This is a genomic window from Vreelandella venusta, from assembly GCF_015689495.1.
GTDB classification, from domain to species: Bacteria; Pseudomonadota; Gammaproteobacteria; order Pseudomonadales; family Halomonadaceae; genus Vreelandella; species Vreelandella venusta.
Genome location: NZ_CP065135.1, coordinates 2337270 through 2363585 on the forward strand (window position 1 = coordinate 2337270; position 26316 = coordinate 2363585).

Annotated in this window: 22 protein-coding genes; 4 read left to right on the plus strand and 18 right to left on the minus strand. The window is 53.7% G+C overall.

Annotated elements, in window-relative coordinates; all coding sequences use genetic code 11:
- Positions 1 to 4 precede the first annotated feature (4 nt).
- From IR195_RS11310 to IR195_RS11325, 4 genes are all read right to left on the minus strand, one after another.
- Complete coding sequence (locus tag IR195_RS11310) at positions 5 to 2263, minus strand: polysaccharide biosynthesis tyrosine autokinase (protein WP_206047568.1); 2259 nt, start codon at positions 2261 to 2263, stop codon at positions 5 to 7.
- Positions 2264 to 2305: 42 nt separating this feature from the next.
- Positions 2306 to 3457 carry a polysaccharide export protein gene (locus IR195_RS11315; protein ID WP_125748487.1) on the minus strand — a complete coding sequence of 384 codons (1152 nt, stop codon included), beginning with the start codon at positions 3455 to 3457 and terminating at the stop codon, positions 2306 to 2308.
- Between the two features lie 647 nt (positions 3458 to 4104).
- A complete protein-coding gene (locus tag IR195_RS11320; protein WP_125748490.1) occupies positions 4105 to 4557 on the minus strand; it encodes a low molecular weight protein-tyrosine-phosphatase in 453 nt (150 codons plus the stop codon).
- Positions 4558 to 4708: 151 nt separating this feature from the next.
- Positions 4709 to 5941 (minus strand): O-antigen ligase family protein, encoded by a 1233-nt coding sequence (locus IR195_RS11325; protein WP_206047569.1) that lies wholly within the window; start codon positions 5939 to 5941, stop codon positions 4709 to 4711.
- A gap of 374 nt (positions 5942 to 6315) precedes the next feature.
- Here IR195_RS11325 and IR195_RS11330 point away from each other — a divergent pair, with 374 nt between their 5' ends.
- From IR195_RS11330 to IR195_RS11340, 3 genes are all read left to right on the plus strand, one after another.
- Positions 6316 to 6552 (plus strand): LysE family transporter, encoded by a 237-nt coding sequence (locus tag IR195_RS11330; protein ID WP_241006839.1) that lies wholly within the window; start codon positions 6316 to 6318, stop codon positions 6550 to 6552.
- A 537-nt stretch (positions 6553 to 7089) separates the two neighbouring features.
- On the plus strand, positions 7090 to 7371 hold the full coding sequence (locus IR195_RS11335; protein ID WP_206047571.1) for a PepSY domain-containing protein: 282 nt from the start codon (positions 7090 to 7092) through the stop codon (positions 7369 to 7371).
- A 13-nt stretch (positions 7372 to 7384) separates the two neighbouring features.
- Complete coding sequence (locus IR195_RS11340; RefSeq protein WP_125748500.1) at positions 7385 to 7954, plus strand: cytochrome b/b6 domain-containing protein; 570 nt, start codon at positions 7385 to 7387, stop codon at positions 7952 to 7954.
- 122 nt (positions 7955 to 8076) lie between these two features.
- On the opposite strand, the gene IR195_RS11345 is transcribed toward IR195_RS11340, so the two are convergent.
- The 13 genes from IR195_RS11345 to IR195_RS11405 form a co-directional block, all read right to left on the minus strand.
- Positions 8077 to 10035, minus strand: coding sequence for a 2Fe-2S iron-sulfur cluster-binding protein (locus IR195_RS11345; RefSeq protein ID WP_206047572.1), 1959 nt, complete (start codon positions 10033 to 10035; stop codon positions 8077 to 8079).
- 111 nt (positions 10036 to 10146) lie between these two features.
- Positions 10147 to 10770, minus strand: coding sequence for a glutathione S-transferase family protein (locus IR195_RS11350; protein WP_206047573.1), 624 nt, complete (start codon positions 10768 to 10770; stop codon positions 10147 to 10149).
- A gap of 134 nt (positions 10771 to 10904) precedes the next feature.
- A complete protein-coding gene (locus IR195_RS11355; RefSeq protein WP_146943623.1) occupies positions 10905 to 11813 on the minus strand; it encodes a LysR family transcriptional regulator in 909 nt (302 codons plus the stop codon).
- 2 nt (positions 11814 to 11815) lie between these two features.
- On the minus strand, positions 11816 to 12766 hold the full coding sequence (locus IR195_RS11360) for a LysR substrate-binding domain-containing protein (protein WP_240645066.1): 951 nt from the start codon (positions 12764 to 12766) through the stop codon (positions 11816 to 11818).
- 378 nt (positions 12767 to 13144) lie between these two features.
- Entirely contained in the window at positions 13145 to 14134 is a 990-nt protein-coding gene (gene moaA / locus IR195_RS11365; RefSeq protein ID WP_206047574.1) for a GTP 3',8-cyclase MoaA, read from the minus strand.
- Positions 14131 to 14535 (minus strand): putative zinc-binding protein, encoded by a 405-nt coding sequence (locus IR195_RS11370; protein WP_206047575.1) that lies wholly within the window; start codon positions 14533 to 14535, stop codon positions 14131 to 14133. Before IR195_RS11370 ends, moaA begins: the two co-directional genes overlap by 4 nt.
- 52 nt (positions 14536 to 14587) lie before the next feature.
- On the minus strand, positions 14588 to 15850 hold the full coding sequence (locus IR195_RS11375; RefSeq protein WP_206047576.1) for a molybdopterin molybdotransferase MoeA: 1263 nt from the start codon (positions 15848 to 15850) through the stop codon (positions 14588 to 14590).
- Positions 15847 to 16425 (minus strand): molybdenum cofactor biosynthesis protein B, encoded by a 579-nt coding sequence (moaB, locus tag IR195_RS11380; RefSeq protein ID WP_125748521.1) that lies wholly within the window; start codon positions 16423 to 16425, stop codon positions 15847 to 15849. Before moaB ends, IR195_RS11375 begins: the two co-directional genes overlap by 4 nt.
- Before the next feature lie 48 nt (positions 16426 to 16473).
- Positions 16474 to 17313 (minus strand): peptidylprolyl isomerase, encoded by an 840-nt coding sequence (locus IR195_RS11385; protein ID WP_206047577.1) that lies wholly within the window; start codon positions 17311 to 17313, stop codon positions 16474 to 16476.
- Between the two features lie 154 nt (positions 17314 to 17467).
- The gene (gene narI / locus IR195_RS11390) at positions 17468 to 18160 is read right to left on the minus strand and encodes a respiratory nitrate reductase subunit gamma (protein WP_206047578.1); all 693 of its coding nucleotides are present in this window, start codon (positions 18158 to 18160) and stop codon (positions 17468 to 17470) included.
- A 13-nt stretch (positions 18161 to 18173) separates the two neighbouring features.
- Positions 18174 to 18986, minus strand: coding sequence for a nitrate reductase molybdenum cofactor assembly chaperone (gene narJ / locus IR195_RS11395; protein ID WP_125748531.1), 813 nt, complete (start codon positions 18984 to 18986; stop codon positions 18174 to 18176).
- The gene (gene narH, locus IR195_RS11400; RefSeq protein ID WP_206047579.1) at positions 18979 to 20553 is read right to left on the minus strand and encodes a nitrate reductase subunit beta; all 1575 of its coding nucleotides are present in this window, start codon (positions 20551 to 20553) and stop codon (positions 18979 to 18981) included. Before narH ends, narJ begins: the two co-directional genes overlap by 8 nt.
- Positions 20550 to 24362, minus strand: a complete 3813-nt coding sequence (locus tag IR195_RS11405; protein ID WP_206047580.1) for a nitrate reductase subunit alpha — start codon at positions 24360 to 24362, stop codon at positions 20550 to 20552. Before IR195_RS11405 ends, narH begins: the two co-directional genes overlap by 4 nt.
- Before the next feature lie 256 nt (positions 24363 to 24618).
- On the opposite strand from IR195_RS11405, the gene IR195_RS11410 reads away from it, so the two are divergent.
- Positions 24619 to 25065 carry an Rrf2 family transcriptional regulator gene (locus tag IR195_RS11410; protein ID WP_172420958.1) on the plus strand — a complete coding sequence of 149 codons (447 nt, stop codon included), beginning with the start codon at positions 24619 to 24621 and terminating at the stop codon, positions 25063 to 25065.
- 5 nt (positions 25066 to 25070) lie between these two features.
- On the opposite strand, the gene IR195_RS11415 is transcribed toward IR195_RS11410, so the two are convergent.
- Positions 25071 to 26282 (minus strand): NnrS family protein, encoded by a 1212-nt coding sequence (locus IR195_RS11415; protein ID WP_206047581.1) that lies wholly within the window; start codon positions 26280 to 26282, stop codon positions 25071 to 25073.
- Positions 26283 to 26316: the final 34 nt, after the last annotated feature.

The window sequence follows — 26316 nt, forward strand, 5'->3', positions numbered from 1 at the left end:
TGGATCACCGGTAAGCATAGAGGTAACTGCCATAGTAGCCATGACGGCTATTGGTCGTTTTCTTAACACCGTTTAGGATTGCACCTTTAACATTTACACCAGCGCTTTCCAGGCGGCGCTTAGCAGCCTTAATTTCTCCAGGGGGGTGGCTGTCGAAGCGGACTACCATCAAACTGGTTCCTGCTAGTTTGCCCACGACCGTTGCATCGGTTACCGCCAGTATCGGTGGTGTGTCTATGATCACTAGGTCATAGCACTGGCTCATGGTTTCAAGGAAATCGTGAAAGCTTTGCTGCATTAACAACTCTGATGGATTAGGCGGTACACTGCCCCGGGCAACATAATCCAGTCCTTCTAAGTCGCTATGGCGAACAGCTTCTTCTGCATCAATTCGCCGTGCTAGCAACTCTGAAAGGCCTTTAACGCCCTTGCTATGAAATGCATGGTGCAGATGACCACGACGCATATCAGCGTCAATCAGCAAAACCCTTTGTCCCGCCTGGGCACAAACTGCGGCCAGATTAGCGGCGACAAAGCTCTTACCAACTCCAGGGCTCGCACCGGTAATCATCAAACGATTATTGTCCGACTCGAGCATCGCAAAATAGAGGCTAGTTCGCAGGCCGCGTAACGCTTCCACCGCAATCTCAGCGGGTTTTTGAATTGCCAGTAAGCCTCGAAAAACTTCCTGAACCTTTTTAGAGTGACGCGGGCGAATGCGCTCGGTAAGCCCTGCTTGCTCGCCGGAATCAGGCAGCGTTGCATAAACAGGTAACCCCAACTCTTCCAGTTGCTCGGGAGACTTAATCGCACGACTCAGTAACAACCGCACCACCACCAGCATCGTGGCCAGCAACGCGCCTATTAGTGCACTGACAGCGGTTATCAATGGAATACGCGGCGCGATAGTGCCCGGATTGAGAATAGCGGCATCAAGGATACGTACGTTACCCACCGTACCGGCTTTGACCAAGCGCATCTCTTGAAGCTGATTGAGCAATTGAACATATACTTGCTGATTGACCTGACTGTCCCGAGTCAGACGCAGCACTTCTTGTTGGGTTTCAGGTAATTCATTGACCTGGGAATTGAGACGGTCGCGCTCCGCCACGAGTTGAGAACGTTGCCTTAGCAAGGTTTGGTAGTTGGGATGCGAGGGGCGGTACCGCTCAGCTAAGTCGGCCTCTCTCATAGCCAACTCGCTGAGTTGATTTTCTACTTCCACCACACGGGTGAGAAGATTTTGTGTTTCAAACGTTAAGTCGACCGAGTCACGCTGCGCACGATAATCATTGAGCATTCCCTCTGCATTGGATAATTGGTCCCTAACTTGTGGAATTTGCTCGCTAAGAAAAGCGATTTGTTTCTCTGCCTCTTCTGAATGACGCTGTACGTTCTGAGTGAGAAAAACCCCAGTTAAGGTATCAAGCGTCGGCTGGATTTTGCTGCGATCCGCACCACTGAGCATCAGTTCATAGACGCCTGAATCTGTGCCTTGTGGCATAACCTCAAAACGACTTTCAAGGTTTTTTATCGCATTAAGAGAGGACATACGTGTCAAGTTGAATTCAGCACCAGGGTGGGCCACTGCTTGGCTAATAAAGAGACGATAACCTAACTGATCATCCTGAGCGGTTTCGCCAACGGTGCCGCTAAGCACCTGCTCATCTTCTAGCCATAACTCAAAGTTACCCTCTTCCTTTATGCGCAATAGGTGCTCGCTACCGATATGTTCGTCGGGCACAGAAAAGCGTGAAACACGCACAGCCTCGTTAGCCCACACATAAGGATTTTGCCAACGACGCTCTTCTCCCATTGATAACCAATCGCGCATAAAGGATGGGGTTAAACTGTCGATTAAATCCTGACTAACCCCATGATTGACAAGAAAGTCCCCTATAACTGGCAATCGGCGCGGTTCAACCTTAATCGCTAGGTCTTGCCGTTCAGCTGCTTCTCCCAGCACCATACGTGATCGCAATATTTCGAGTTCCGCAGCGGTTGGGTTACCAGGCTGCTGTTCACCCAATGACTCCATAAACGCCAAGTTGGCCCCTCGACTCTCTATCTGAACTAACGCGTCAGCCTGATAGATACGCGGCTGAGAGCTGGCATAAAAATACCCTGCAAGGAGAAAAAGCCCTGTTATCGTGACGATAAACCAGCGATGGTCAGAGAGTGTGTCGACTAGCTTGCGCAGATTAAGATCATCGCTTTCCTGGGGGCCAGACGGTGATGAAGGTGGATGAGGAAAGTAATTCATGGCCATGCCTCGCTATTCAGAAATACTTTTCAAAATAGTCACTTAAAGCTCGCTGGCATCATTGGCTACCGTTACAACATTACCCGGCAGATTGACGGATGGCAGCAGCAGAGAAATGACCGAGTTCCAACGAGCCAATGGCGCTGACGTCACGTACACCACATCCTGAGGCTGGAGAGGAAAGCGAGTTCCAAGCAATAACCGGGTAGCATCTCGGATATCTAACTGATAAACAGTGGCAAACTTTTCACTCCCTGCTGGGTTACCCCGTACAACAAAAATTCCCGAAGGTTCTGCACGGCTTTCATTCACACCGCCTGCCCTGCCTAATGCATCCGTCAAGGTGATCCGCTCATTGCCAATAGCAATGGTACCGGGACGGACTACCTGTCCCATCACTACTACGTTCTGGTTCTCCATTGTAGGGACATGAAGCAAGTCACCATCACGCAGCAAACGATTCTGTGTCATATCTCCCTGGCGCATCATTGCATAAAGCGATATGCGCTCTTCGCTACCATTACGGCTCAACGTTACGTTGCGCCAGTCGGCATTTTCCCGTGCTCCGCCTACGGCACTGATGGCATCAAGAATTGTCATCGGCACAATAGTGAGTGGTAATGTGCCGGGATTTTCGACAGCACCACTGATATAAACTTTCTGAGAGTTAAACGCCGCAATGCCAACTTCCACTTGCGGCTCGTTGATCACATTAGCTAGACGCCGAGTAATCAGGTCACGCACTTCATCAAGCGTCATTCCTTCAACCCTGACACGCCCCACGTATGGATAAAACATGGTGCCATTGGGTCGTATACGATTACCGGTTTCTGCTGCGGAGCGCTCAGAACCTGCCGGAATAGTCAGCTCCGGATGGTCATAGACAATCACACTTAAAATATCGCCAGGCCCTACTCGGTACTCATACCCTGGCACCACTGGATTCAATGCGGGAGATGGAACCCGAGAAGAAACATCTCTTTCAAACATTGCATTCACTAAATTTGGGGTGATTTGCTCCACGTCCACACGCCCATCTAGTGATTGTTCAAGGTTGTCCTGATCAATGTGGCCACCAGGAGCCATAGCGCAGCCACTTAGGGCTCCCAGCAGCACGATCAATACGAGATAGTGGACTAGCCGAATGAGGCTTCTTGAAGATTCCACTCTTGCTACTTCATTGTAATTATTCATGGTTGCTCCCATTGCTTTTGTCTCGCCACGCTACCGCCCGAGGATTTTAATCAGGCGTTTCCCAGAGCCTTATTAAACACATCCCAGACGACGTTAATTCGCTGTCGCCATGAGTCAGAGCTACCTACTTGGTAATTATTTTTAATGTTACATAAAAATACAAAAAGATTGACTTTATTTACATAGCTACCAGAGGGTGAAATAACTACTACTTTTGGGAGCAAAACGACGTACATCAGTGGTAGTAAAAACAGCAAAATTTCTAGGCTGCTAAGGCAGAGAGAAAGGGAGAAATGGCATTTTTTCAAATAACTATTTTTTAAAATCAATAGCTTAAATAAAATTATAATATATCAACAATATTGTCATTAGATTTTTACAATACTTATATATGGGAAACAGGTGATATTTTGAAATCAGCTTGCCATGTAACATTACCGTTACAAACATAGGATTAACTTAGAGTGGGCTTTTATGTGCACAAACTCTTAATTAGAAAACAATTTAGAGATTAATAACTGCTCGCTGCATAGCTAAAACCTAGCGAAACAGTTTGGATGGAAAAGCTTCAGAGGGAGAAATATAGAAGGCCTCCTAGCGAAGCTTAGGGGCCTGCTTACCAGGGGCCCTACTCAATATGGCCGGCATCAACGTAACGTTTTGGGGAGCTTGTCTACCCACAAAAAGCTCGCATCCTTTAACAGCGTATGCACATGCTCAAAGACATCTAGCGTCTTTCTATACGGATCAGGGATATCTTGTCCTTCACCGTCATTCAGCCAGCGACCAAGCAATAGCGTCTTACCCAACGCATGTGGTGCTTGCTCACCTAGAGCACGGCGTTGGCCTTCCGTCATCACTAAAATAAGGTCGGCTTCTTGAATCATTGGCACTGTCAGCTGGCGTGCACGGTGGTGAGTAACCTCCAGACCATCCGATTCAGCCAGTTGCTGCGCAAACGATGATACGGGCTCACCTTGCAAGGCACCTAAACCAGCTGAACTGATTTGGCAGTTAGGGAGCTGCTGCCTGAGGATTGCTTCAGCGACAGGGCTACGGCAAATGTTACCTGTACAAACCACCAAAATATGCTTGAACATAAGCTACTTATTTCCTTAACAAGAAGCGTGATGTCGAGTATTAAAATAGCGTGCTTAAATGCACAAACCCGATAGCAAACCGACCCTGTATTCGATACCAAGATGATAGTCATCATAGCCATGGGGTATCGCTATTGTTACCGCCATGGCATTAATTAGCGTATCCAAAGCGACTCTTCTGCGGAAGCTCCTCTGGAATCTGAACCCATAAGAAAGCCTGCCAGCTTGCATATACGGCTATACCTGCTGGGTAAGCGAAAAAAGAGTAGCTCAAACCAAAGCATATAAAGGCGACTGTCAACAGTACCCCAGCGACAGAAAAGGACTTACACAGCGGATTTTCACTGCGCAAACCGGGTAGAAAATGCCATAAAGGGACAAGATAAAGTCCCAGTACTACTAACATGCCAAACAGCCCTCGCCTCGCCCAAGCATCCAGCAGATCATTATGCGCATGCCAGTAACTACCCAATTTCGGGCTTAATACTCCTTCAACTTCTAGTGCTTGCATTGCGGGTTGATAGCCTTCATGTCCGTAGCCTACGAAAGGATGTTCGCGTATTAACCACAAGGCGCCGCGATACATTTCCAGGCGCGCCCCGATAGAGCCAACATCCGTTCCGTCAATATAGTGGTGCACATCAGCTATCGCCTTATTCACTCGCCTTTCCACTCCGCTTTGCGGGATGGCGTAGGCCACCGCCAATACTACAATTACGCTGCTGATTCCTATCCAGCGCCATGTTGCTCGCCACTGGTGCGCATAACTGTAGTAAAACACCCCCATTGCGAATGGCAGGGCTAACCACCCTCCTCGCGTGCCGGACAGTGCCGATGCCATTACGCCTCCTGCGGCGCCCCCCAGTAACAGCAAAAACCAACCCAAACGTGACTTTCTCTGATGCCAAGCCCAGCCCAACCCAGCCAGGCATAACAGCGCACTCAATAACGCAAAATTACCGAAAAAAATGGAGTGTAACGGTGGATGTCCTGTCGCTCGGGTCAACCCAACCCCAAATTTTTGCCACGCAGCCCATCCACCAGCCCCCATCCCGCTTAACGCCAACCCCGCCCACCAGGCTGCTGGCCGTGGCTTAACAGCACCAATCATCAACACAACCAGCGCCGCTAGCCAAGCGGCTCCTGCCAATGGAAGCGCCTGACTCAAGCTGTCATGCCACATACCAATTAGGGTATCGACCACACCCAGCCCGACGATCAACACTAATAAAAGGTGGTCACTACGCCCACTCGTATAGGCTATACAGTGCCAATTGTGTGTTTTTCTCCAAGCAAGGTATCCCCATATAAAAGCAACCGCCAATCCTAGCCAATAGCCTAAAGGCACCAACAGCGGGAATGTGGTGATCGCGATAGCTTGCATAAAGCATCTGCCTTGTCAGTGTCACCGGGAAGCAATCTCTAGCTTGTTTACACAAGCCCGATTACCTTTTAAGTATGCGAACACAGTTTTTATTATTTATCTGAGTACCGACATAAATTGTAGAGGAGCTTCCCAATTAAAAGAACACTATTGATCAGCTTAACCTTATCGATAACAAAACAAGCTGATGATAGATTGATAACAATCAGCCGGCCATATTGGCTAATAAAGCTGAGTAATATCAGACATACCTGATTACTAATTTAATTATCTTCAAGAGACATAATTCTAAGCGTGGCGATACTCATCGAATACTTGCTAGCAGCCAGCTAACAACATGACAAAACATGCCTGCGCTTTGGCGACAATCGTTTATGGTTGGGCTCAGCAACCCCAAGGCGATTCTATTTTTCTCCTCGCCGTTGCCACAGTTTATAAGCTCTCAACAGAATTCACACATCGCGATCTTACTTCCACTAATTCTGTTGTTTATATTCATCAAACTAATCGTTTCGAGCGCTTACGCTTTAGCCGCACAAACCATGGCGTCTCCACAGCCAGTACGGGTACTCGGTGTGCAAGAAATTCGCTGGTTGCTGGAGCATACATAGCACTTTGATCATCGCCGCTGAGGCCGGACGCATACCCGTGGAATGCTGCAAGGATACTAAAGACCTGTAAGATGTTGAGGCTGAGATCGATAAGAACCTATGCGGTAGCCTACTTGCATATGAATTACAGGCGGATTTTTTAGTTATCACCACCGCCGTATCAGCCGTCTTCCTAGGCTAAGTAAAACCTACCCAGAACGCCCTCGACAAAGTAACGTCCCAGGATTCAAGCCAATACGACTTCGCTGCAGGATCAATGGGACCAAAAGCCGAGGCAGCCTGGAGCACAGGCCTATGCTGCCAGCACAGGAAATGTGATTAGCAGTGCTCGCTTAACGCTTGTTGGAATGAAGCCATATTGCGTTAACTATTCACTTATCTGCCAATCCGGTGCCAAAGAAACGTTCTCAATAAACAGTTTTTTTGCTGCTTATCTTTTTTTAAGCCTGCCATAAGTTGGCTCATTTAAGATGATCCATGTGCCAATCGACAAATATGTCTTGCACAGTCACTCCTCATTGAAAAGAGATATTACTTATGCGAACTCACATCACTAAGATTATAACATCGGCATTGCTACTGACTGCTAGCACGGCTGTACTGGCCGAGACTCATTGTACTGATGCCCCAAGTGACGAATGGATCAGTCAAGCTGATATGGAAGAGCGTATCAGCGAAATGGGTTACGAAATCAAAGAATTTAATGTCACAGACGGAAACTGCTATGAGATATACGGTTGGGACGAACAGGAACGCCGGGTAGAGATCTATTTCAACCCCGTAGATGCCAGCATCGTAAAGCAGGAAGTCGAAGACTAATCAGGAGGTTACCATGGCCGATAATACCCTTATCCGTGTTTGGGACCCGCTAGTCAGGTTAGTACATTGGGCTTTAGTAGCTGGCATAGCCGTCAACCTATGGCTAACCGAAGAAGGGAGCGATATACATCAATGGATCGGTTATGCCTTGGTGGCATTAATCGCCGTGCGCATCCTTTGGGGGTTTATCGGTCCCTGGAGCGCGCGATGGCGTAGCTTTTGGCCTACCATGAGCCGACTTCAATGCGCGCTGCGCGGTCGGCACAGTAAGATAGAGCAAACCAGCATTACCCACACACCGTTGGGTGCCATCATGATGCTGGTGCTGCTTGGGCTAATACTCGGTCTGGGACTTACGGGCTATATGATGGAAGAAACCGATCGTTTCTGGGGGGTGGACTGGGTTGAAGAAACCCACGAGTTCATGGCCAACGCGATTCTTTTTCTAGTACCACTGCATGTATTGGGTGCCGTGGTAGAAAGCATCAAGCAAAGCGATAATTTGATCGCAAGCATGTTGCATGGCTATCGCCGCCGCCCTACCCCTAACCCCAACGCTAAGGCTCATGATGTCCAGTCTTAAGATGCTGGCAAGACTATGATGGGTCACGCGTTAATTTTGCACGAGTGGCCTTTTCATGACTTTTCACGACAGCAGCAATCTCGTTTGATCCAGATAGGTAGGATCAAAACCAACAAGCGTGGTCAGCGCATGGTGTCAATCACAAGCTTCCCCGAGCGCGCCGCTGGACGGGCACTGCATAATAGAACTTTCTCCTTGGGTGCTGATACGCCCTCCGGGTAGGTCACTTCACCCGCTTTCAATGTGCACGCGCACTCTTCACAGCTACCGCTGCGGCACGCATAGGTGGGTTGTAGTCCTGCTTTCTCAGCGGTTTCTAACAGGCTTTCGCCAGGCTGCCATTGGGCAACCACACGTTGATGGGTAAAGCTAACGTCTATTGGCTGTTCGGCGACAGGCGCTGCATATGCCTGCGTTAGCGCCGAAGGGCCGAATGCTTCCGTATAGATCTGTTCGGTCAAAAACCCAAGCTCTAGCGCCTCCTGATGGTAGCGCTGAACAAAAGTGGCTGGGCCACAAAGATACAACTGCAACGTCGACAACTCGTGATCAGCAACAACCTGTTGCAGTGAAACCCGGCCTGGAACCCAGCCATTAGGGGCAGCATCTGACCCCGTCACGTGACGCCGCAAATGTAGTCCTCGCGCCTGTAGGTCGAGCAGTTCCTCGCCGAAAGGAGCCTCAGCAACCTCGCGCACGCTCTGAACCAACGTCACCGGACCACGACCTGCATCGGTTAACTCATGGGCTAGGCTGATTAAAGGCGTAATACCGATACCACCACCCAGCAGCACCCAATGGGCGCGCTTCGAGCCGCTGACCACCGCAGTAAACGCCCCCATTGGTTGACTGACGGCTAGCTCCGATCCCACCTTTAGCGCTTTATGTAAGTAACGCGAGCCTTCACCGTCTGCCTTGACACTGATGCGATAGCTTGCTTGGCCGCTACTGCCTGATAGCGTATAGCTGCGCACTAGCGGGGTTCCATCTAAGTACGGTACATGCAGCGAAATGAATTGCCCCGCGCTAAAGGGTGCCAACGCTTCGCCCTGTAAATAAAAAGAACGAATCTGAGGCGTTTCGCATACCACATCCACCACCTGAACGCGCTGCAGAGAGGAAGGGGCAAGCATCTGCCAAGGCCCAAGAGCGCTCGCTTCAACGGCTACTTCACTGGCATGGCTGCGCCAGCGCATGATGCCCGGCCGCCATACGATATGTCTCGGCGTCAAGCACCAGTAACGCTCAGCACCGGGGTAATGCGCCCCCGCTGCTTCCTCATCCACCAACCGTGCCTCGCCGGAGAGGTGCAGCATATCTCCACTGACGAAATCAGGTATTACCAAGGCAGCACGACCGCTGGCCAATACATTACCCAGCGTGTTGAAGAAGCGGTTGCCCGAAAAGTCTGGCAGGATCAGATCAGCCCCCCGACGACGAATGAAGCCCGCTCGACCACCACGATGGGAAGCATCTACCTGAAGGCCCTGCTCGGTATGCGCGTAGCTGCCTACGAAAGCCGTGAGTGCCCGATCAATATGCGCCAGCACCAGCTCAGGTAACTGATCGAGAGTCGAGTCGCGCATGGCAAGCACGGTGCCCGGCTGAGGCAACACCGGCTGCATTGCTGACCAGTCATGGATGTACTGGGGGCAATTGCCAAAGGCGTGGGTTACCTCAAGATGCCATTGGCCGTTTGAGCCCCGCAATAAGCCGTTTACCCGGTTACGGCGGCGCGTGTGTAGCTCGATACCCAGTAGTCCAAGGCTTGCACCGCTGCTAAGCAAGGGTGCAAGGGGATCCCCCGAAGGCGGCGCTACGTTTAACTCGAGCCGGCCTTCATCAGACGCACCAACAAACCCCGGCGCCCCCTCCAATAGAGTCACCCAAGGCCAGCCCTCAGCATCCACCGCTGCTGCCGCCACAAACGGCAACTGAGGAAAGAAGTGCTGAAGCTGTGGCGTTAAGAAGGGCCGCATCACTTTGCTGCCAATCTCTGCCATTTGTTGCTCCGCCCCGATTAAGCGCTGTAGGGTGAGCTCGCCCGCATGCCATGGGCTATTAGTTTCGAGATTACTCACTCTCGACTCCTGACGGGAAGATAACCCGCTCCGTGCTGAGATGCTGTTTAGGCTGGCTTAGCTAGTTAGTCTGTCTTAGCTAGTTAGTCTGTCTTAGCTAGTTAGCCTGACTTAGTTAAGTAGCCCTACCTTGGTAACGCCCATTGGCACGAAACCTTCCAGCGCTTCGATACGCTGAAGCCAGGCGCGAATATGCGGGTAAGGTTCCAGCGATACATTGCCTTCCGGCGCGTGAGCGATGTAACTGTAAAGAGAAACCTCAGCCAGAGTGGCTTGGTCGCTCGCCAGGAAGGGCTGCTGTGACAAATGCGCATCAACAATTGCAAATAGCTCATGCGCATCGGCAATCAGTGGTGCAGGGTCGAACGGGGCATTAAAGACGGTGACCAAGCGAGCCTTCATGGCCGAATTTGCCAACGGCCCAGCCGCCACGGATAACCAGCGCTGCACTTGAGCTTGTTTCAACGGGTCATTCGGCAGCCAGCGACCAGAACCATAGCGCCGTTCGAGATAGACCAAAATGGCATTGGAATCCGACAGAATGACGCCTTGGTCATCGAGCACCGGTACCTGGGCGAAGGCGTTCAGATTTAAGAAAGGCGCTGCCTTATGCTCGCCTGCTACGAGATCGACATCGATAAAGGTGGCAGGCAACCCGAGCAGCGAAAGCATTAATTCGATGCGGTGGCAGTGACCGGAAAGTGCGTGACGATAGACCTTAATAGCGTTAGACATGCTTGGCTCCTTAATTAGCATCTTTAAGAACAGGTGAGCTTCAGTGTAGGAAGCGACATCACCTATCCTGAGCCAAAACAGGAGCGGCAAGAATAATGATTTCAATCAATAGAAAATTGCGTGAAATGAAATAATCAATCTAACAACTGTGCCCGCAACCAGGGGGTCGCTAGCTCCAAAAAAGCCATAACGCTGGCGGGAGCCCGCAGGCCAAGAGCGTAGGTTAACGCCAGAGAATCAGCCGCTGGCCAAAGGGGGCCGAGGACAGGCTCAAGCAGACCCTGTGCGCAAGCATGACGCGCTTCTAAGTGATAGCAGCGTACGATGCCAGCTCCCTCAATGGCCGCCCGCAGCGCCGCGGTACTGGTGCTAATACTTAGTCTGGGCTGAAAGCGGAGGGTGTGGCCTTCGGCCAACCGCCAAATCGGTGCCTGCCCCTCTTCCGGACAGTGAATGAGCGCGTGGCGAGCCAAGGCTTGCAGGCTATCAGGCCGCCCTGCTTTATTCAGATAACAGGAGCTGGCAAACAGGCCAGTGCGTAAGTCGCCTAGTGATCTGACGTACACCGTTTCAGGAAGAGATCCCCGCATTAGACGGATGTGGATCGGAGCCGCCGCGTCTACCAGGTGGTGATACTCATCAGCTTGCAGGTATACCTTTAACGCTGGATGTGCCGCTTGCACCCTCAACACCAACGGCAATAGTAGTGGTTCTATTAACGCCTGGGGCGCCTGCAAACGTAACGTGCCGCTGAGTTCAAGGTGCTCCTGGCGGGCGTTGGCTTCAGCGTCGGCAACGGCGTGAATCAGCGCGTCGGCATGTGCGTTCAATCGCTCGCCCGCTGGCGTCAATGAACTGCCTTGAGTTGAGCTAATGACTAAAGCAACCCCCAGACGCTGCTCCTGCGCACGAAGCAAGCGGTGAAGCTTAGGTGCCGAGAAGCCACTCGCGTCAGTTGCGGCCTGAACACTGCCGTGTTTGGCAACAGCAGACAGCGCCATTAATGCCTCAAAATGCAGTGGTGATTGTGGGGAGAACGCCATGGTCAGTCACGATAGCCAAGCGCTGGGTCGGCACGTAGCCGCTCGGCAAGCAAATCAACGAAAGTACGTACACTGGCGGCGCGGCCACGACCCGCTGTTACCCAAATATTAATGGGAATGGCTGGTGGCTCAAAGCGCGTTAACACGCGCCGTACTCTGCCTTCCGCTTCGCTGGCAGCCGCCTGATAGGACAACAGCCGAGTAAGTCCAGCACCCGCCTCAACCGCCGTTAACGCCGCGTGAATGGCGCTGATGCGCAGCCGCGGCGATGGCGAAACTTCAATACGTTTACCGTTCTCCTCAAACCACCAATGGTTGCCGAAATGGCTGCCTTCAGCCACCACCGTGGGCAGCGCCTCCAACTCATGCGGGTGCTGCGGCTCGCCGTGCTTTACTAACCATTCCGGGCTGGCACAGACTACCTGCCGCACTTCGCCGACAGGCACGATTAAGTGCTGGCACTCCTTGGGCACATGCCCGATTCGCACCGCCACATCGATGCCCTCTTCCTGCAAGTTAACCGGCCGATCAATCAGCTCGGCGCGAACCTGCACGTCAGGGTATTGTGCTAAGTAGTTAACGATCTGCGGCGTAACGAAGTACTCGCCGAACAGCACAGGCGCAGTTACGCTTAAAAGCCCACGTGGAGTGAGATAGCTGCCGGTAGCTGAGGCTTCGGCCTCAGAAAGTTGCGCAAGTACCTGTTGAGCATCTTCCAGATAACGACGCCCCGCCTCGGTCACGCGCACCTGTCGCGTAGTACGCTGTAATAACGCAACGCCCAAACGCGACTCTAGTGCTGCGACCGCTCGAGTAACCCTAGGAGGTGACAACTCAAGCTGGCGCGCGGCGACCGAAAAGCTTTCCAACTGCGCCACGGAAGCAAAAATGCGCATTTCTTCGAACCTGTCCAAGGCAGCTCCACGATCGATAGTAGAAATCACTCTCAACATTCTACACACCTGCAAGGTGCCAAGGCAGTTGGTGCATTACTATTTTTATTTAAGCCTTAAGGGCAAACCAATGGTTCCAATGAAACTGTCAGCGACGACTCAGCGATCCACACGTTTTAGCGTTAAGCACCAGAAAAGATAGAGAAGTTTTTTACATAGCGTGACGAAGCTTGCGACTATACCTGACACCCCATTTCTTAGAATTACTTCAGAAATAGGTCATGTCACGAAAAAACCGTAGATATATGATTTTGGTTGGAATTTATGTCAAAAACTTGGCAGCGACAGCAGAAATTTGTCGTTTCCACTTATTAATGACATAAAATAAAATGATCGCTCACTATAGTAATAAAGTTCCGTTATTAAAAAACAGTAACATTAGCCTCCCGTTACATTCATAAACCTCACTACCTGAACCTCGCCATCGGTCGTAAAGTGGTGCCGCTCAGGCTTTTTCGTCATCGCCCCCACAATGGCTACTTTTAGGCGCTGGATCTCCCCCGGATAACGTCGCATGACGGCGCGTAAATCTACCGAGTGCTCATTGCCCAAGCAGAGGAGTAGCCGCCCTTCCGCCGTCACTCGAACACGATTACAGGCAGCACAGAAATTGTGGCTATGGGGAGAGATAAAGCCAATCCGCGACTGGCTGTCTGCCATGCGATAATAACGGGACGGCCCTAGGGTGGTCTCGGTGGTAGGTAGGAGTGGGTAATGGTTTTCGATGGTCTCGCGTACCGCATCGGTAGAAATAAAGGTTTCACCACGGTTATGCTCGCTGATAGCGCCCAGGGGCATTTCCTCAATAAAGCTAATATCCACTTGTTCATCCCGGGCAAAGTTCACCAAGTCGATAATTTCGTCGTCATTACGCCCCTTAAGCAATACGGCGTTGAGCTTAATCGACTGAAAACCGGCGCGACGTGCAGCACGGATACCCGCGATCACTTGGTTTAAGTCACCTGTTCGAGTTAATGCTTTAAAACGCTCGGGCTTGAGCGAGTCCAGGCTAATATTGAGCCGATGTAGCCCGCCTTGCCGCAAAGCAGCGGCATGTTTGACCAGCCCTGAACCGTTGGTGGTCATCGCTAGCTCGCGCAGGCCCTCCAATTCAGCGAGTTTTTGCACTAACGTTAGCACGCCCTGGCGTACCAGCGGCTCACCGCCAGTTAGACGGATTTTTTCCACGCCCAGCTCGACGAATGCCTGCGAAAGGGTGGCTATTTCCTCAAGGGTTAGCAATTGGGCTCGAGGCAGGAAAGTCATCTCCTCGGCCATGCAATACACACAGCGAAAGTCACAACGATCCGTTACCGATATACGCAGGTAACGCACCGTACGGCCTAATCCATCGACAAGCACACTCATTCTACGGGCTCCCCTTGGGAACTGGCATTAACGGACAGCCGAGCAATGAGTCCTTTTACCTCAGCGGTCACTTCGATGATTGTTTGCTCATCATAAAACTGACCCCGCCGCTTGCGCAGGCCGTTTTCATATAGCTTTACGTGCTCTGTGGGTACCACATCCGCGTTGGCGAGACAGTGGCTGGCACAGTGCATCTGGCACCCATCAATGGCTACGATAGGCCGCCCAGAGCGGGCAATGCGCACCAGGCCGGGCACACCACCACCGACACCGGCAATGCACGACATTTCTGCCTCGCCAGCATGATCAAGTCGCAGAGCAACACTATTAGCAAGTTGCGCAACATCAGAGCAGCCGGAACAAGCATAAATCAGTGCGCGGGGTTTGTGATGTGAAGACATACCCTCTCCTATAAAAAGCTAACGAGGTCAGTGGTCACGACTGAAAAGTGATTCAAGCGGCGAACTGATTGATGGGGTAGTAGTGATACGCCTCCCCTTCTGCCACATCGATTTCGGGGTTAATCATTAAATAACCATCAGCTTGGCTAGCCGAACCAAGCATATGCGAGCCCTGCCCGCCCGCTAACTGCGCCACGGGACTCCCCTGTGACCAATCCAACACGACCCGTAATAGCTCGCAGCGCCCTTTGGGGCCACGCTGAGAGAAGCCTGCCTTGACTGGAAAACACTGTAGCGAAGCTAAGTGTCGTCCCTGCATAGCATGAATAAACGGCAGCGCCAGCAGTTGCCAGCCCACCAGGGAGGCCACAGGATTACCCGGCAGCGCCATCAACGGTGTGCCAGTGGAAGGCTCCGCACCTAGATAGCCGAATGCAAAAGGCTTTCCGGGTTTCATCGCAACACCATGAAAATGTAGCCCACCGCGCTGCTCGATCACCGGACGAACGTGATCCTCCTCGCCTACCGAAACGCCACCGGTGCATATCACCACATCTGCAATGGTTTGTGCGTGCTCAAAGGCCTGGTGCAATGACTGCGGCGAATCAGCGATGACACCTAGATCCACTACATCGCACTGCGCTTGTGCGAGCAGTACGTTAAGCATGGCGCTATTGCTGTCGTATACCTGTCCCGGAGATCGCACCGTGCCTGGAGCAATCAGCTCATCGCCGGTTGAGAGCAATGCCACCCGTAGGCGCCGCTTGACGGCAACGATATTGATCCCGTGGCTTGCCAGCAGCGCAATCGACGCTGCATCAAGAAACTTACCCGCAGCGAGTAGCGGGGTTCCCATGCGGGTCTCCTCGCCTTGACGGCGAATATTAGCGCCTAGCACCAAGCTACCATCGAGGTGTATATGCCCGCGCTGATCAAGGGTTACCCGCTCTTGAGGCACCACAATATCCGCCCCTATGGGTACCGGCGCGCCGGTAAAAATACGCGCGCAGCCCCCTTCGGCTAGCAGCATGACACCTGCGCCAGCCGGCACGCGCTGGAGAATGGGCAGGCCGGCACCGCGAGGTGTCGCCTGGTAATCAGCCAGACACAGCGCGTAACCATCCATAGCGCTATTGTCCACACCTGGCATATCGATAGGTGCCACTACCGTTTCTGCCAGCACTCGCCCCGCCGACTGTTCAAGGGAGACATTTTCTACGCCATTAATCGGCGTGGCTGCGTCGATAACTCGTTGGCGTGCATCAAATAAGCCTAACAACCCGGGCGTGACTATGTCTGCGCAGCGACAGTTCATAAGCACTCCGAAACATGAGAGGTCGTTTCTACTTGACGTCCACTACAAGCAGGCGCAGAAGGCAACACCATGGCGACAAAGTTGCAGGGCCGAGTGCGGGAGTCCAGCTGCAATGAGATGATTTTGTCCCACGCCAATTCACATGCCTTGGGCGAACCGGGCATCGCAAACAACAGTGTCTGGTTGGCAACCCCCGCTACCGCCCGAGATTGAATAGTCGACGTGCCAATCGTTTGCAGAGAGTAGTAGCGAAACAGCTCGCCATACCCCTCAATTGCTTTGTCAAAAAGAGGAACTAGCGCCTCAGGTGTGGTATCGCGAGCAGTGAAGCCCGTACCGCCATTCACCAGGATCGTCTGAATCTCTTTACGCGCAATCCATTCCGACACCACAGCGCGAACCTGATAAATATCATCAGGCACGATGCGCCGCTCCATTAGGTTATGGCCGCTTTCAATAAGATGCGCGGCGAGTAAGTCACCGCTGCCATCTTGATCGAATCCACGCGTATCGGAAACGGTTAACACCGCGATGCCAAGCGGAATGAAAAGAGCATCTACAGGAACATGGGACATCAAGCCTCTCCTATTAGCTTTTCTATTGCTTCAAGCTATTGCATCAAACTATTGCATCAAGCTGCCGCCAGCATCGTCATTCAGCACAATCCCTTCGACACCTATTTCGCTCTCTAACGCCAGCAAATAGTGACGCAGCGCTCGTCGAGTTGCCTGTTCCCGCAAACTATGGCGCACCCGGTCAATCACTTGATCGAAAGGTAAAGCCCGGCCTTCTTTTCGTTGGTCAATACTGATCACGTGCCAGCCATAGCGGGACGCCAAGGGGCGCTCATGGAGACCTGCAGGCAGGTGCTGCAAAGCGCGATCCAGCTCTGGAACGGTTTGCCCCGACACTAACCAACCCAAATCACCATCCAGCTCTTTTGAAGGGCACGCGGAGTGGTGTCGAGCAAATTCGGCAAACCGCTCGGGTATCTGATTAAGCTGTGCGAGTAGCTTCTCACCAAGCTGGTAAGCGTCGTCGCGACCCTGGGAATCATCGGGTGCGGCCGCGAGCAGAATATGTCGAACGCGTAACTGCACCGGTTCACTGAAGCGCTCACGGTGGGTGTCAAAAAATCGCTGGCAATCGGCTTCCTCCGGTTCCGGCACCTCAAGCTCCTGTTCAAGCAAAGCAGCAATCGCCGCATCTTCCTGCACTTCGCTAATTTCCTGTTCTCCGCTAGCGTCCTGTGTCGATAGTAGCCCCAGGACGCTAGCGCGCTGGCGAAGCAGCTCTCGAACCACCAACGCACGGGCGGCTTGAAGCTGAGCCTCCTCCGCCGTTTCGGCGGGGTGATACTGCATCTCCAACGCAATCGTTGCTTCATCAATAGGGGTGTCACCGACACGTACCAGAGGTGCCGCAACGCCCCCAGGTAGCTGTTCGATATCAATCATCTGCATATTATTTCTCCTCTATATAAAACCGAGCGTGCGAAGGCCAGACTAGGCGGAGATCGGAGAAAAAGTGGAGTTTACGAGTTTGTAAATGAGCATTTTGATTGAACTCGCACACGAGCCGATCTCCAACAACGTATGGCCGAGCAGTAGCCAGTTTTTAGCCGCGGCGGCGGACAAGCTGATAACGCCGGGTTACATAACCAAACGGCGCGCTCCACACATGCACCAAGCGCGAAAACGGGAACAGCAGGATGATGGTTAAGCCGATAAAGATATGCAGTTTGTAGATCCACGACACTTCCTGCATGTAATCCGCCGCGCCGCCGCTGAAGAACACAATCGACTGCGCCCAGCTGGAGAGTGTCAGCATCATCTCGCCGTCCATATGGCCCAACGAGAAGATGATAGTCACCATACCCAGGCACGCCTGTAAGACAATCAAGCCCAGGATCAAGGTATCCATCATGCTCGACGACGCCTTTACGCGCGGGTTGGCCAGACGCCGATAAAGCAACATGGCGCCACCTACCACGCACATGGCACCGGCAATACCGCCCACCACGATAGCCACTAGCTGTTTAGTACCGGCGTGCAGGAACGGTTCATAAACCCAGTGCGGTGTCAGCATGCCCACCAGATGGCCGAAGAAAATCACGATAATACCGATATGAAATAGGTTGCTGCCCAGGCGCATATGCTTTGAAGAGAGCATCTGGCTAGAACCGGTCTTCCAGGTGTACTGACCATGATCAAAGCGGAGCAGGCTGCCAAGCAGAAACACCGTGCCCGCGAGATAGGGGTAGTAACCGTAGATCAGGTGGGTTAAGTAGTGCGCAATCGCGTCATACATGGTGATTCTCCTGTTAACGATCGACGGAAGGAGCGGAAGAAGCATTTAAAGACGGAGCAGGCATAATGCGTACCGGCTGGCTCTGAACGGTGTGTTTGCGCTCAGCCAAGCGACGCCCTTCAGCAGACTGCAGCGCGCAGTCTTCGTCAGAGGTTGCCGAAAAACGCACCGCCTCTTCTTCCCATACGGCGTCCAAGGCTTCGGGGGTGTTGTCCGGCGCTTCTTTTTTGACCTGGGGCCGATGCTCCTCGACATCTCCCTCGGCGCCGATTAACGCCAATAGTGACAACGGCACCAACGCGTGATCTGCTTCCCGCTCCTCCAGCCGCGCGGTCAGCAGCGCCAGAATATGGCGTATTTCGCCCAGCCAGCGGCCAATCTCGGCTTCATCGCACAGCGAAAGGTACTCAAGAAACACCGGTAGATGATCGGGCAGTTCCCGGGCATCCAGCTCGAAACCGGCCGCGCTGTACTCGGCCATGAGATCCACCATGGCCTGGCCACGGTCACGTGATTCACCGTGAACGTGCTCAAATAGCAGCAGCGAGGTAGCGCGCCCCTTATCGAACATGGCGACGTACTCGGCCTGCAGCTCAAGCAGGTCGCCCTCTTGGAGGCGCTGACACCATCCCATTAGCGACGATTTGAGAGCCGCCCCCAGGCGGCGCTCGGCATGAAGGATTTCGATGAGTTCGCCGCTGGCATCCTGCAGTTCCTGGGTCGGGTAATCGAGCAGACGGGCCAATACGCGTAGGCTACGCATCCCCTGTGGCGGCTCAAAAGATGGCTCTACCGGGGTCGGCGATTGGGTAGCGGCTTCAGTCATGACGAGACTCCTCAAGTTGTGGCTGCGGGTCGAAGACCTCTACCGGTTCCACCAACACGCTGGTCTGCTTACGGCCATTGAACAGGTTGGGCTGGCTCTCACCGTGGCAACCGTCACCAAAGGTAAAGCCGCATCCTCCGCGCTCAGGGAAGGCTTCGGTGGCCATTTCCCGGTGGCTGGTGGGGATCACAAAACGATCCTCGTAGTTGGCAATGGCCAAGTAGCGGTACATCTCCTCTACTTGGGCCACGCTCAGCCCAACGGCATCGAGCACCTCGGCGTTGGGGGCACCATCCACGTGCTTGCCGCGCATGTAGACACGCATCGCCATTAAGCGCTTGAGCGCCAATACCACGGGCTCCTCTTCGCCTGCGGTCAACAGGTTAGCCAGGTACTTCACCGGAATACGCAGTGATTCGATCTTGGGCAGGATGCCGTCAAACTCCACATGCCCCGCCTCAGCGGCGGACTGAATCGGCGACAGCGGCGGCACGTACCACACCATCGGCAGCGTGCGGTATTCCGGGTGCAGCGGCAGCGCCAACCCCCAGTCGATAGCCATCTTGTAGACCGGTGAGGCCTGGGCGGCCTTGATGACGTTATCCTGAATGCCATCCCGCTTGGCCTGGGCAATTACTTCCGGATCATGTGGGTCGAGGAAAATCTCGCACTGGCGGTGGTAGAGGTCACGCTCATCCGGGGAGCTTGCCACTTCCTCGATACGATCAGCGTCATACAGCAGCACGCCGAGATAGCGAATGCGGCCCACACAGGTCTCGGAGCAGATGGTCGGCTGACCGGCCTCGATACGCGGGTAGCAGAAGATACACTTCTCGGACTTACCGCTTTTCCAGTTGTAGTAGATCTTCTTATAGGGGCAGCCGGAGATACACATCCGCCAGCCGCGGCACTTGTCCTGGTCGATTAGAACGATGCCGTCCTCTTCCCGCTTGTAAATCGCACCGCTGGGGCAGGACGCCACACAGGTGGGGTTCAAACAGTGCTCGCACAGGCGCGGCAGATACATCATGAAGGTGTTTTCGAACTGGCCGTAAATATCTGCCTGCACCTTGTCAAAGTTCTTGACAAAGTTGGCGTCTTTACGCCGCTTGGCGAACTCGGTGCCAAGAATCTCTTCCCAGTTCGGGCCCCATTCGATCTTTTTCATACGCTGACCGGAAATCAGCGAGCGCGGACGCGCCACCGGCTGGTGCTCGCCGATCTTAGCGGTATGCAGGTGTTGGTAGTCGAAAGTGAACGGCTCATAGTAGTCATCCATCTCGGGCAAGTCGGGGTTGGCGAAGATATTCGCCAGCACCCGCCATTTGCCACCAATACGCGGCTCAATCCGACCGTCGTTACGGCGCATCCAACCGCCCTTCCACTTGGCCTGGTTCTCCCACTCTTTGGGATAGCCGATACCGGGCTTGGTCTCAACATTGTTGAACCAGGCGTACTCCATACCTTCGCGGCTGGTCCAGACATTTTTGCAGGTCACCGAACAGGTGTGGCAACCGATACACTTATCAAGGTTGAGAACCATGCCTACCTGGGAACGAATTTTCATTTCACGGCCTCCTGAGCACTGTTCTTAAGAGCCACGTTCTCCTGAACACTGTCCTTGCCTTCACCATCCAGCCAGTCAACGTGTTTCATCTTGCGCACTAGCACGAACTCATCGCGGTTTGAGCCGACGGTGCCGTAATAATTAAAACTGTAGGAGAGCTGCGCGTAGCCGCCGATCATGTGGGTTGGCTTGGGGCAGACACGGGTGACCGAGTTGTGAATACCGCCTCGCGTGCCGGTGACCTCAGAACCAGGGACGTTCACGTTGCGCTCCTGGGCGTGGTACATCATTACCATGCCCGCCTTGACCCGCTGGCTGACCACTGCCCGCGCGGCAATCGAGCCGTTGGCGTTGTAAACCTCGATCCAGTCGTTGTCCTCAATCTCGATCTCTGCCGCGTCAGCCTCGGAGAGCCACACCACCGGGCCGCCTCGGTTGAGCGTCAACATCAGCAGGTTGTCCGAGTAAGTGGAGTGGATGCCCCACTTCTGGTGCGGCGTGAGGAAGTTCAGCGCCTTGCTCTTGAAGCCGTTGTCAGCGGGCAGCGTGAAGCCTTTGGACGCTTTGGTATCGATGGGCGGACGGTAGACCAGCAGGCTTTCACCGAAGGCGCGCATCCAGGCATGATCCTGATAGAACTGCTGACGACCACTCACGGTGCGCCACGGAATCAGCTCGTGAACGTTGGTATAACCGGCGTTATAGGAGACATGCTCATCCTCGAGGCCAGACCAAGTCGGGCTGGAGATAATCTTGCGCGGCTGAGCGACGATATCGCGGAAGCGAATTTTTTCTTCATGCTTGGGCTTCGCCAGATGGGTATGGTCGCGCCCGGTAATTTTGGAGAGTGCCTCCCAGGCTTTTACTGCTACGGCGCCGTTGGTTTCCGGTGCCAAAGTGAGAATCATCTCGGCGGCATCGATAGCGCTATCGATCAACGGGCGCCCTTTATGCGGGCCATTCAACTTGCGATGGTTGAGTTTGCCCAACAGCTCGACTTCGGTATCGGTATTCCAAGCGATACCCTTGCCGCCGTTACCGATGCTTTCAAGCAAAGGCCCAACAGAAGTGAAGCGCTCATAGGTTTCGGGATAGTTGCGCTTGACCTCAATCAGCGACGGCATGGTCTTGCCGGGAATCGGCGCGCACTCGCCCTTCTTCCAATCCATTACCGCCGGTTGAGCCAATTCTCCTGGCGAGTCGTGCTGCATCGGCAGCGTGACCAAGTCGGTCTCTTCGCCCAGGTGGCCGACACACACCTTGGAAAACGCCTTGGCAATTCCCTTGTAAATATCCCAGTCGCTGCGTGATTCCCAAGCGGGATCAGTCGCCGCGGTCAGCGGATGGATAAAGGGATGCATGTCAGAAGTGTTAAGATCGTCCTTCTCATACCAGGTCGCCGTAGGCAGCACGATATCCGAGTAGAGGCAGGTGGTGGACATACGGAAATCCAGCGTCACCAGCAGGTCGAGCTTGCCTTCCGGTGCCTCGTCACGCCATACCACTTCTTCGGGCTTCTGGCCGCCGAAGTCGCCCAGATCTTTACCCTGAATACCGTGGCGAGTACCCAGCAGGTACTTGAGCATGTACTCATGGCCCTTACCGGAGCTGCCCAGCAGATTGGAGCGCCAGATGAACATATTGCGCGGGAAGTTCTCTGGTGCGTCCGGGTCTTCCGCGGCAAAACGCAGCTCGCCACTCTTTAGCTGCTGCACCGCATAGTCAGCGGTGGACATGCCCGCAGCTTCGGCTTTTTTCGCTAGGCGCAGCGGGTTAGTGTCCAGCTGAGGTGCTGACGGCAGCCAGCCCATACGCTCAGCGCGCACGTTAAAGTCGATCAGGCTGCCGGGGTAATCCTCGGTCTTGGCCAACGGCGAAAGAATTTCTTTAATCTCTAGCTTCTCGTAGCGCCACTGGGAGGAGTGACTATAGAAGAAGGAAGTAGAGTTCATGTGGCGCGGCGGGCGCTGCCAGTCGAGGCCAAAGGCCAAAGGCGTCCATCCGGTTTGTGGGCGCAGTTTTTCCTGACCAACATAGTGGGCCCAACCGCCACCGCTCTGACCGATACAACCACACATGACCAGCATGTTAATCAGGCCGCGGTAGTTCATATCCATGTGGTACCAGTGGTTCATACCGGCACCAACGATGATCATGCTACGGCCGTTGGTTTTATGGGCGTTGTCGGCAAATTCACGGGCAATGCGGGTGCACTGCTCTGCTGGGACACCGGTGATTCTCTCCTGCCACGCCGGGGTATAGGGGCGAACCTGATCAAACGAAGTCGCGCCATCATCTTCGCCGTCGCCGACAAAGCCACGGTCGATACCGTAGTTGGCACACATCAAATCAAAAACGCTGACTGCCAGCATGTCGCTGCCGTCGGCTCTCTTTAAACGTTTGGCGGGCAAATTGTGGAACAGCAGGTCGTCAGCCGCGCCGACACCGGCCCCTTTTACGTGCTCAAAGTGCTCGTGCTCAATGCCGCCGAAGTAAGGGAACGCCACGCGCACCACGCTATCGTGGTGGTTAGCCAAACTGAGTAGCGGCTTGATCTCGGTGCCTGCGGCGTCCAGCGACTCCAGGTTCCACTTGCCCACTTCGTCACCGGTTTCGCCCCAGCGGAAACCGATGGAACCGCGCGGCACCACCAACTGGTCACGGGTTTCGTCCCAGGCAACGGTTTTCCATTCGGGGTTGTTTTCCTGGCCCAGGGCGGCATCAAAATCACTGGCTCGCAGTTGGCGACCCGGTGCGAAGCTGCCATCTTCACGCGCTTCCAATTCCACCAGGAACGGCATGTCGGTGTAGCGGCGCACATAGTCAGTGAAGTAAGCACTCGGGTTATCAAGGTGAAACTCTTTGAGGATGACATGGCCCATGGCCATCGCCAGTGCAGCATCGGTGCCCTGCTTGGCGGACAGCCATTCGTCGGTGAGTTTGGAAACTTCGGCATAATCCGGGGTGATCGAAACTGTCTTGGTGCCCTTGTAGCGAACTTCGGTAAAGAAGTGGGCATCCGGGGTACGCGTCTGGGGCACGTTGGAGCCCCAAGCGATAATGTAACCAGCGTTGTACCAGTCAGCGGACTCAGGCACGTCAGTCTGCTCGCCCCAGGTCATCGGTGAGGCTGGCGGCAAGTCGCAGTACCAATCGTAGAAGCTCATGCAGACGCCGCCAATCAGCGACAGGTAGCGGCTACCCGCGGCGTAGCTAACCATCGACATGGCGGGAATCGGCGAAAAGCCAATGATCCGGTCGGGGCCGTACTGCTTGGCGGTGTAAACGTTAGAGGCAGCGACCAACTCGTTAAGCTCGTCCCAGTTACCGCGTACGAAGCCGCCCATGCCGCGAGCACGCTTGTACTGTTTGGTCTTGGTGGGGTCTTCAACAATCGACGCCCAGGCGTCGACCGGGTCTGGGTTAGCCTTGAGCGCTTCGCGCCATAGCGCCAGCAGCGGCTTGCGCACTAATGGATACTTCAGGCGGTTGGCGCTGTACAGATACCAGGAGTAGCTGGCGCCACGGGGGCAGCCACGTGGTTCATGATTAGGCAGGTCGGGGCGGGTACGCGGGTAATCGGTCTGCTGGGTTTCCCAGGTCACTAAGCCGTTCTTAACGTAGATCTTCCAGCTACAGGAGCCGGTACAGTTCACCCCATGGGTGCTGCGTACAACTTTGTCGTGCTGCCATCGGGCACGATAACTCTCTTCCCACTGGCGGGATTCGCTGCGTAGTTCGCCGTGTTCGTTGGCAAAAGGTTCGCGGGACTTGCGAAAGAAATTCAGCCGATCTATGAAATGACTCATGGTCGATCTCCAGACTCCACGGAAATTTGCGTACCCGCTAGGCGGGCTCCATGGAGAGGATTCTGCGTGATCGACAAGGTAATTACTGCGTGATTACCTCCATATACACCCTATCTACCCCCAAGGTGATAGAGCGACCAACGTAAAGGAATAGACGTATGCTCGCAGGCTTTCAACTACGTTTACATTGCAACTCACTGAACATTCATACAATATACTTTTTATCGCTGAATACTATCAGAGCAAAGCGCACTCCATGCATCTCACCCGATTCACAGATTATTCGATACGCGTCTTGATCTTTCTTGCGGCCAAGGGGGAAGAGCGCTCTACGATTAATGAAATTGCCGAGACCTTTAATATCTCACGCAATCATTTGATGAAAATCGTTCAGGAGCTAAGTCAAAAGAACTACGTTACCGCCATTCGTGGCAAGAATGGCGGCTTACTGCTGACACGGGCCCCTGCAACCATTAGGCTAGGCGAGTTAGTTCGCGATATGGAGCATGACATGGGGTTAGTGGAGTGCTTTCATAGCGACAACGCCTGCATCATTACACCGGCATGTCGCCTTCAGCCGATACTTAATGATGCCCTATCAGCATTTCTAAGTGTACTCGACCACTACACATTGGCCGACCTGCTGGGCAGTCAACAGTCTCAACTGGCGCAACTTATGCGCATTCCTACCGTCAGCGCTTAGCACCGCTAGCCATCCTGCCCGTCGACTCGCGCCTGCATCAACGGCCAAGTATAGTGCGCGAGAAATATTGCGTAGGCCAAGCACCAGAAGATGATGCTCAGCGTATAGGTCCAGTGGGTAATCTGGGGAAATAACGCCAGGACGGGTGAGCGCACTAAGGCGGCTATTAGCATTAAGCCCAACGCCACACCAATACCAGGCAATGTGCGTATGGGGCGGCCCGTATGGCCTAGCGCAACCCTGGCCATCATGGCCAGCATCATGGTGCCCATACCACCAATGGTCAGGGCATGTACGGCAATCTCAACGCGCATCAGCCCCATCAGTGCCAAGCCCCACATGATAAGCCCTAGTGGAATGCAGGCGTAGCTACCGTGGAGCCCCCAAAGTAAAGGCTCGCGCCAACTGTGCAGCCCACCCCAGCGCGCCATGCGAACACTATTAGCCAGCGCCGCTAAGAGCATCACCCCAGCCATTAATGAAGCAGGCATGGCAACACCAAGCATGATGACAAGCTGCAGCAGGACGACGCCAGCCGTGCTAACCAGCGTTACTCTTTCGAGTAAAGCAATCGGTTCAGGCTTGGTGCGGCTCAAACGATTGGCAGTAAACATGGCAATCACACGCCCGCCAACGACGGCCATCATCAAGGTAATTAACAGCACGGCTAAGTAGGCAGCTTGGCGGATCAGCTCGGCATCACCTTGCATGACTCCTAAGTGCATCGCCAGATTAGCCGTGGCCAACAGCAACAGCACAGGTACAAAGATCAAGTTGCGCCAACGCTTTGCGGTGATAACTAGACGCGCCATAACCATAGCGACAATTGGCAGAAACGCTAGGTCAACCGCCAGCAGCAGCCACTCCGGCAGCCCCATGGGGAAAGCCATCAGCCCCCTACCCAATAGCCATAGCACCACCAGACCCAATAGCGGCCCGCCGTTTAAACTCGGCAACCCTGTCCAGTTACGCACAGCGGTTAGTAAAAATCCCGCTACCACCGCCGCGGCAAAGCCAAACAACATTTCATGCTGATGCCAGAACACCAGACCGCCATAAGGTCGCAGCAAAATAGTGCCGTGCCAGAAGGCCAACCACACCAAAAGGGACGCCACACTAAACAGCGCGGCCAGCAGAAAGAAAGGCCTAAAAGCCAAGCGCATTAAGGGTAAATGCTCAAGCTTAGAAGCAGGCTGGGATGAGGTGGTCGTTGGCATGGCGTAATCCCGACTAATTTACTTGGAAATATGA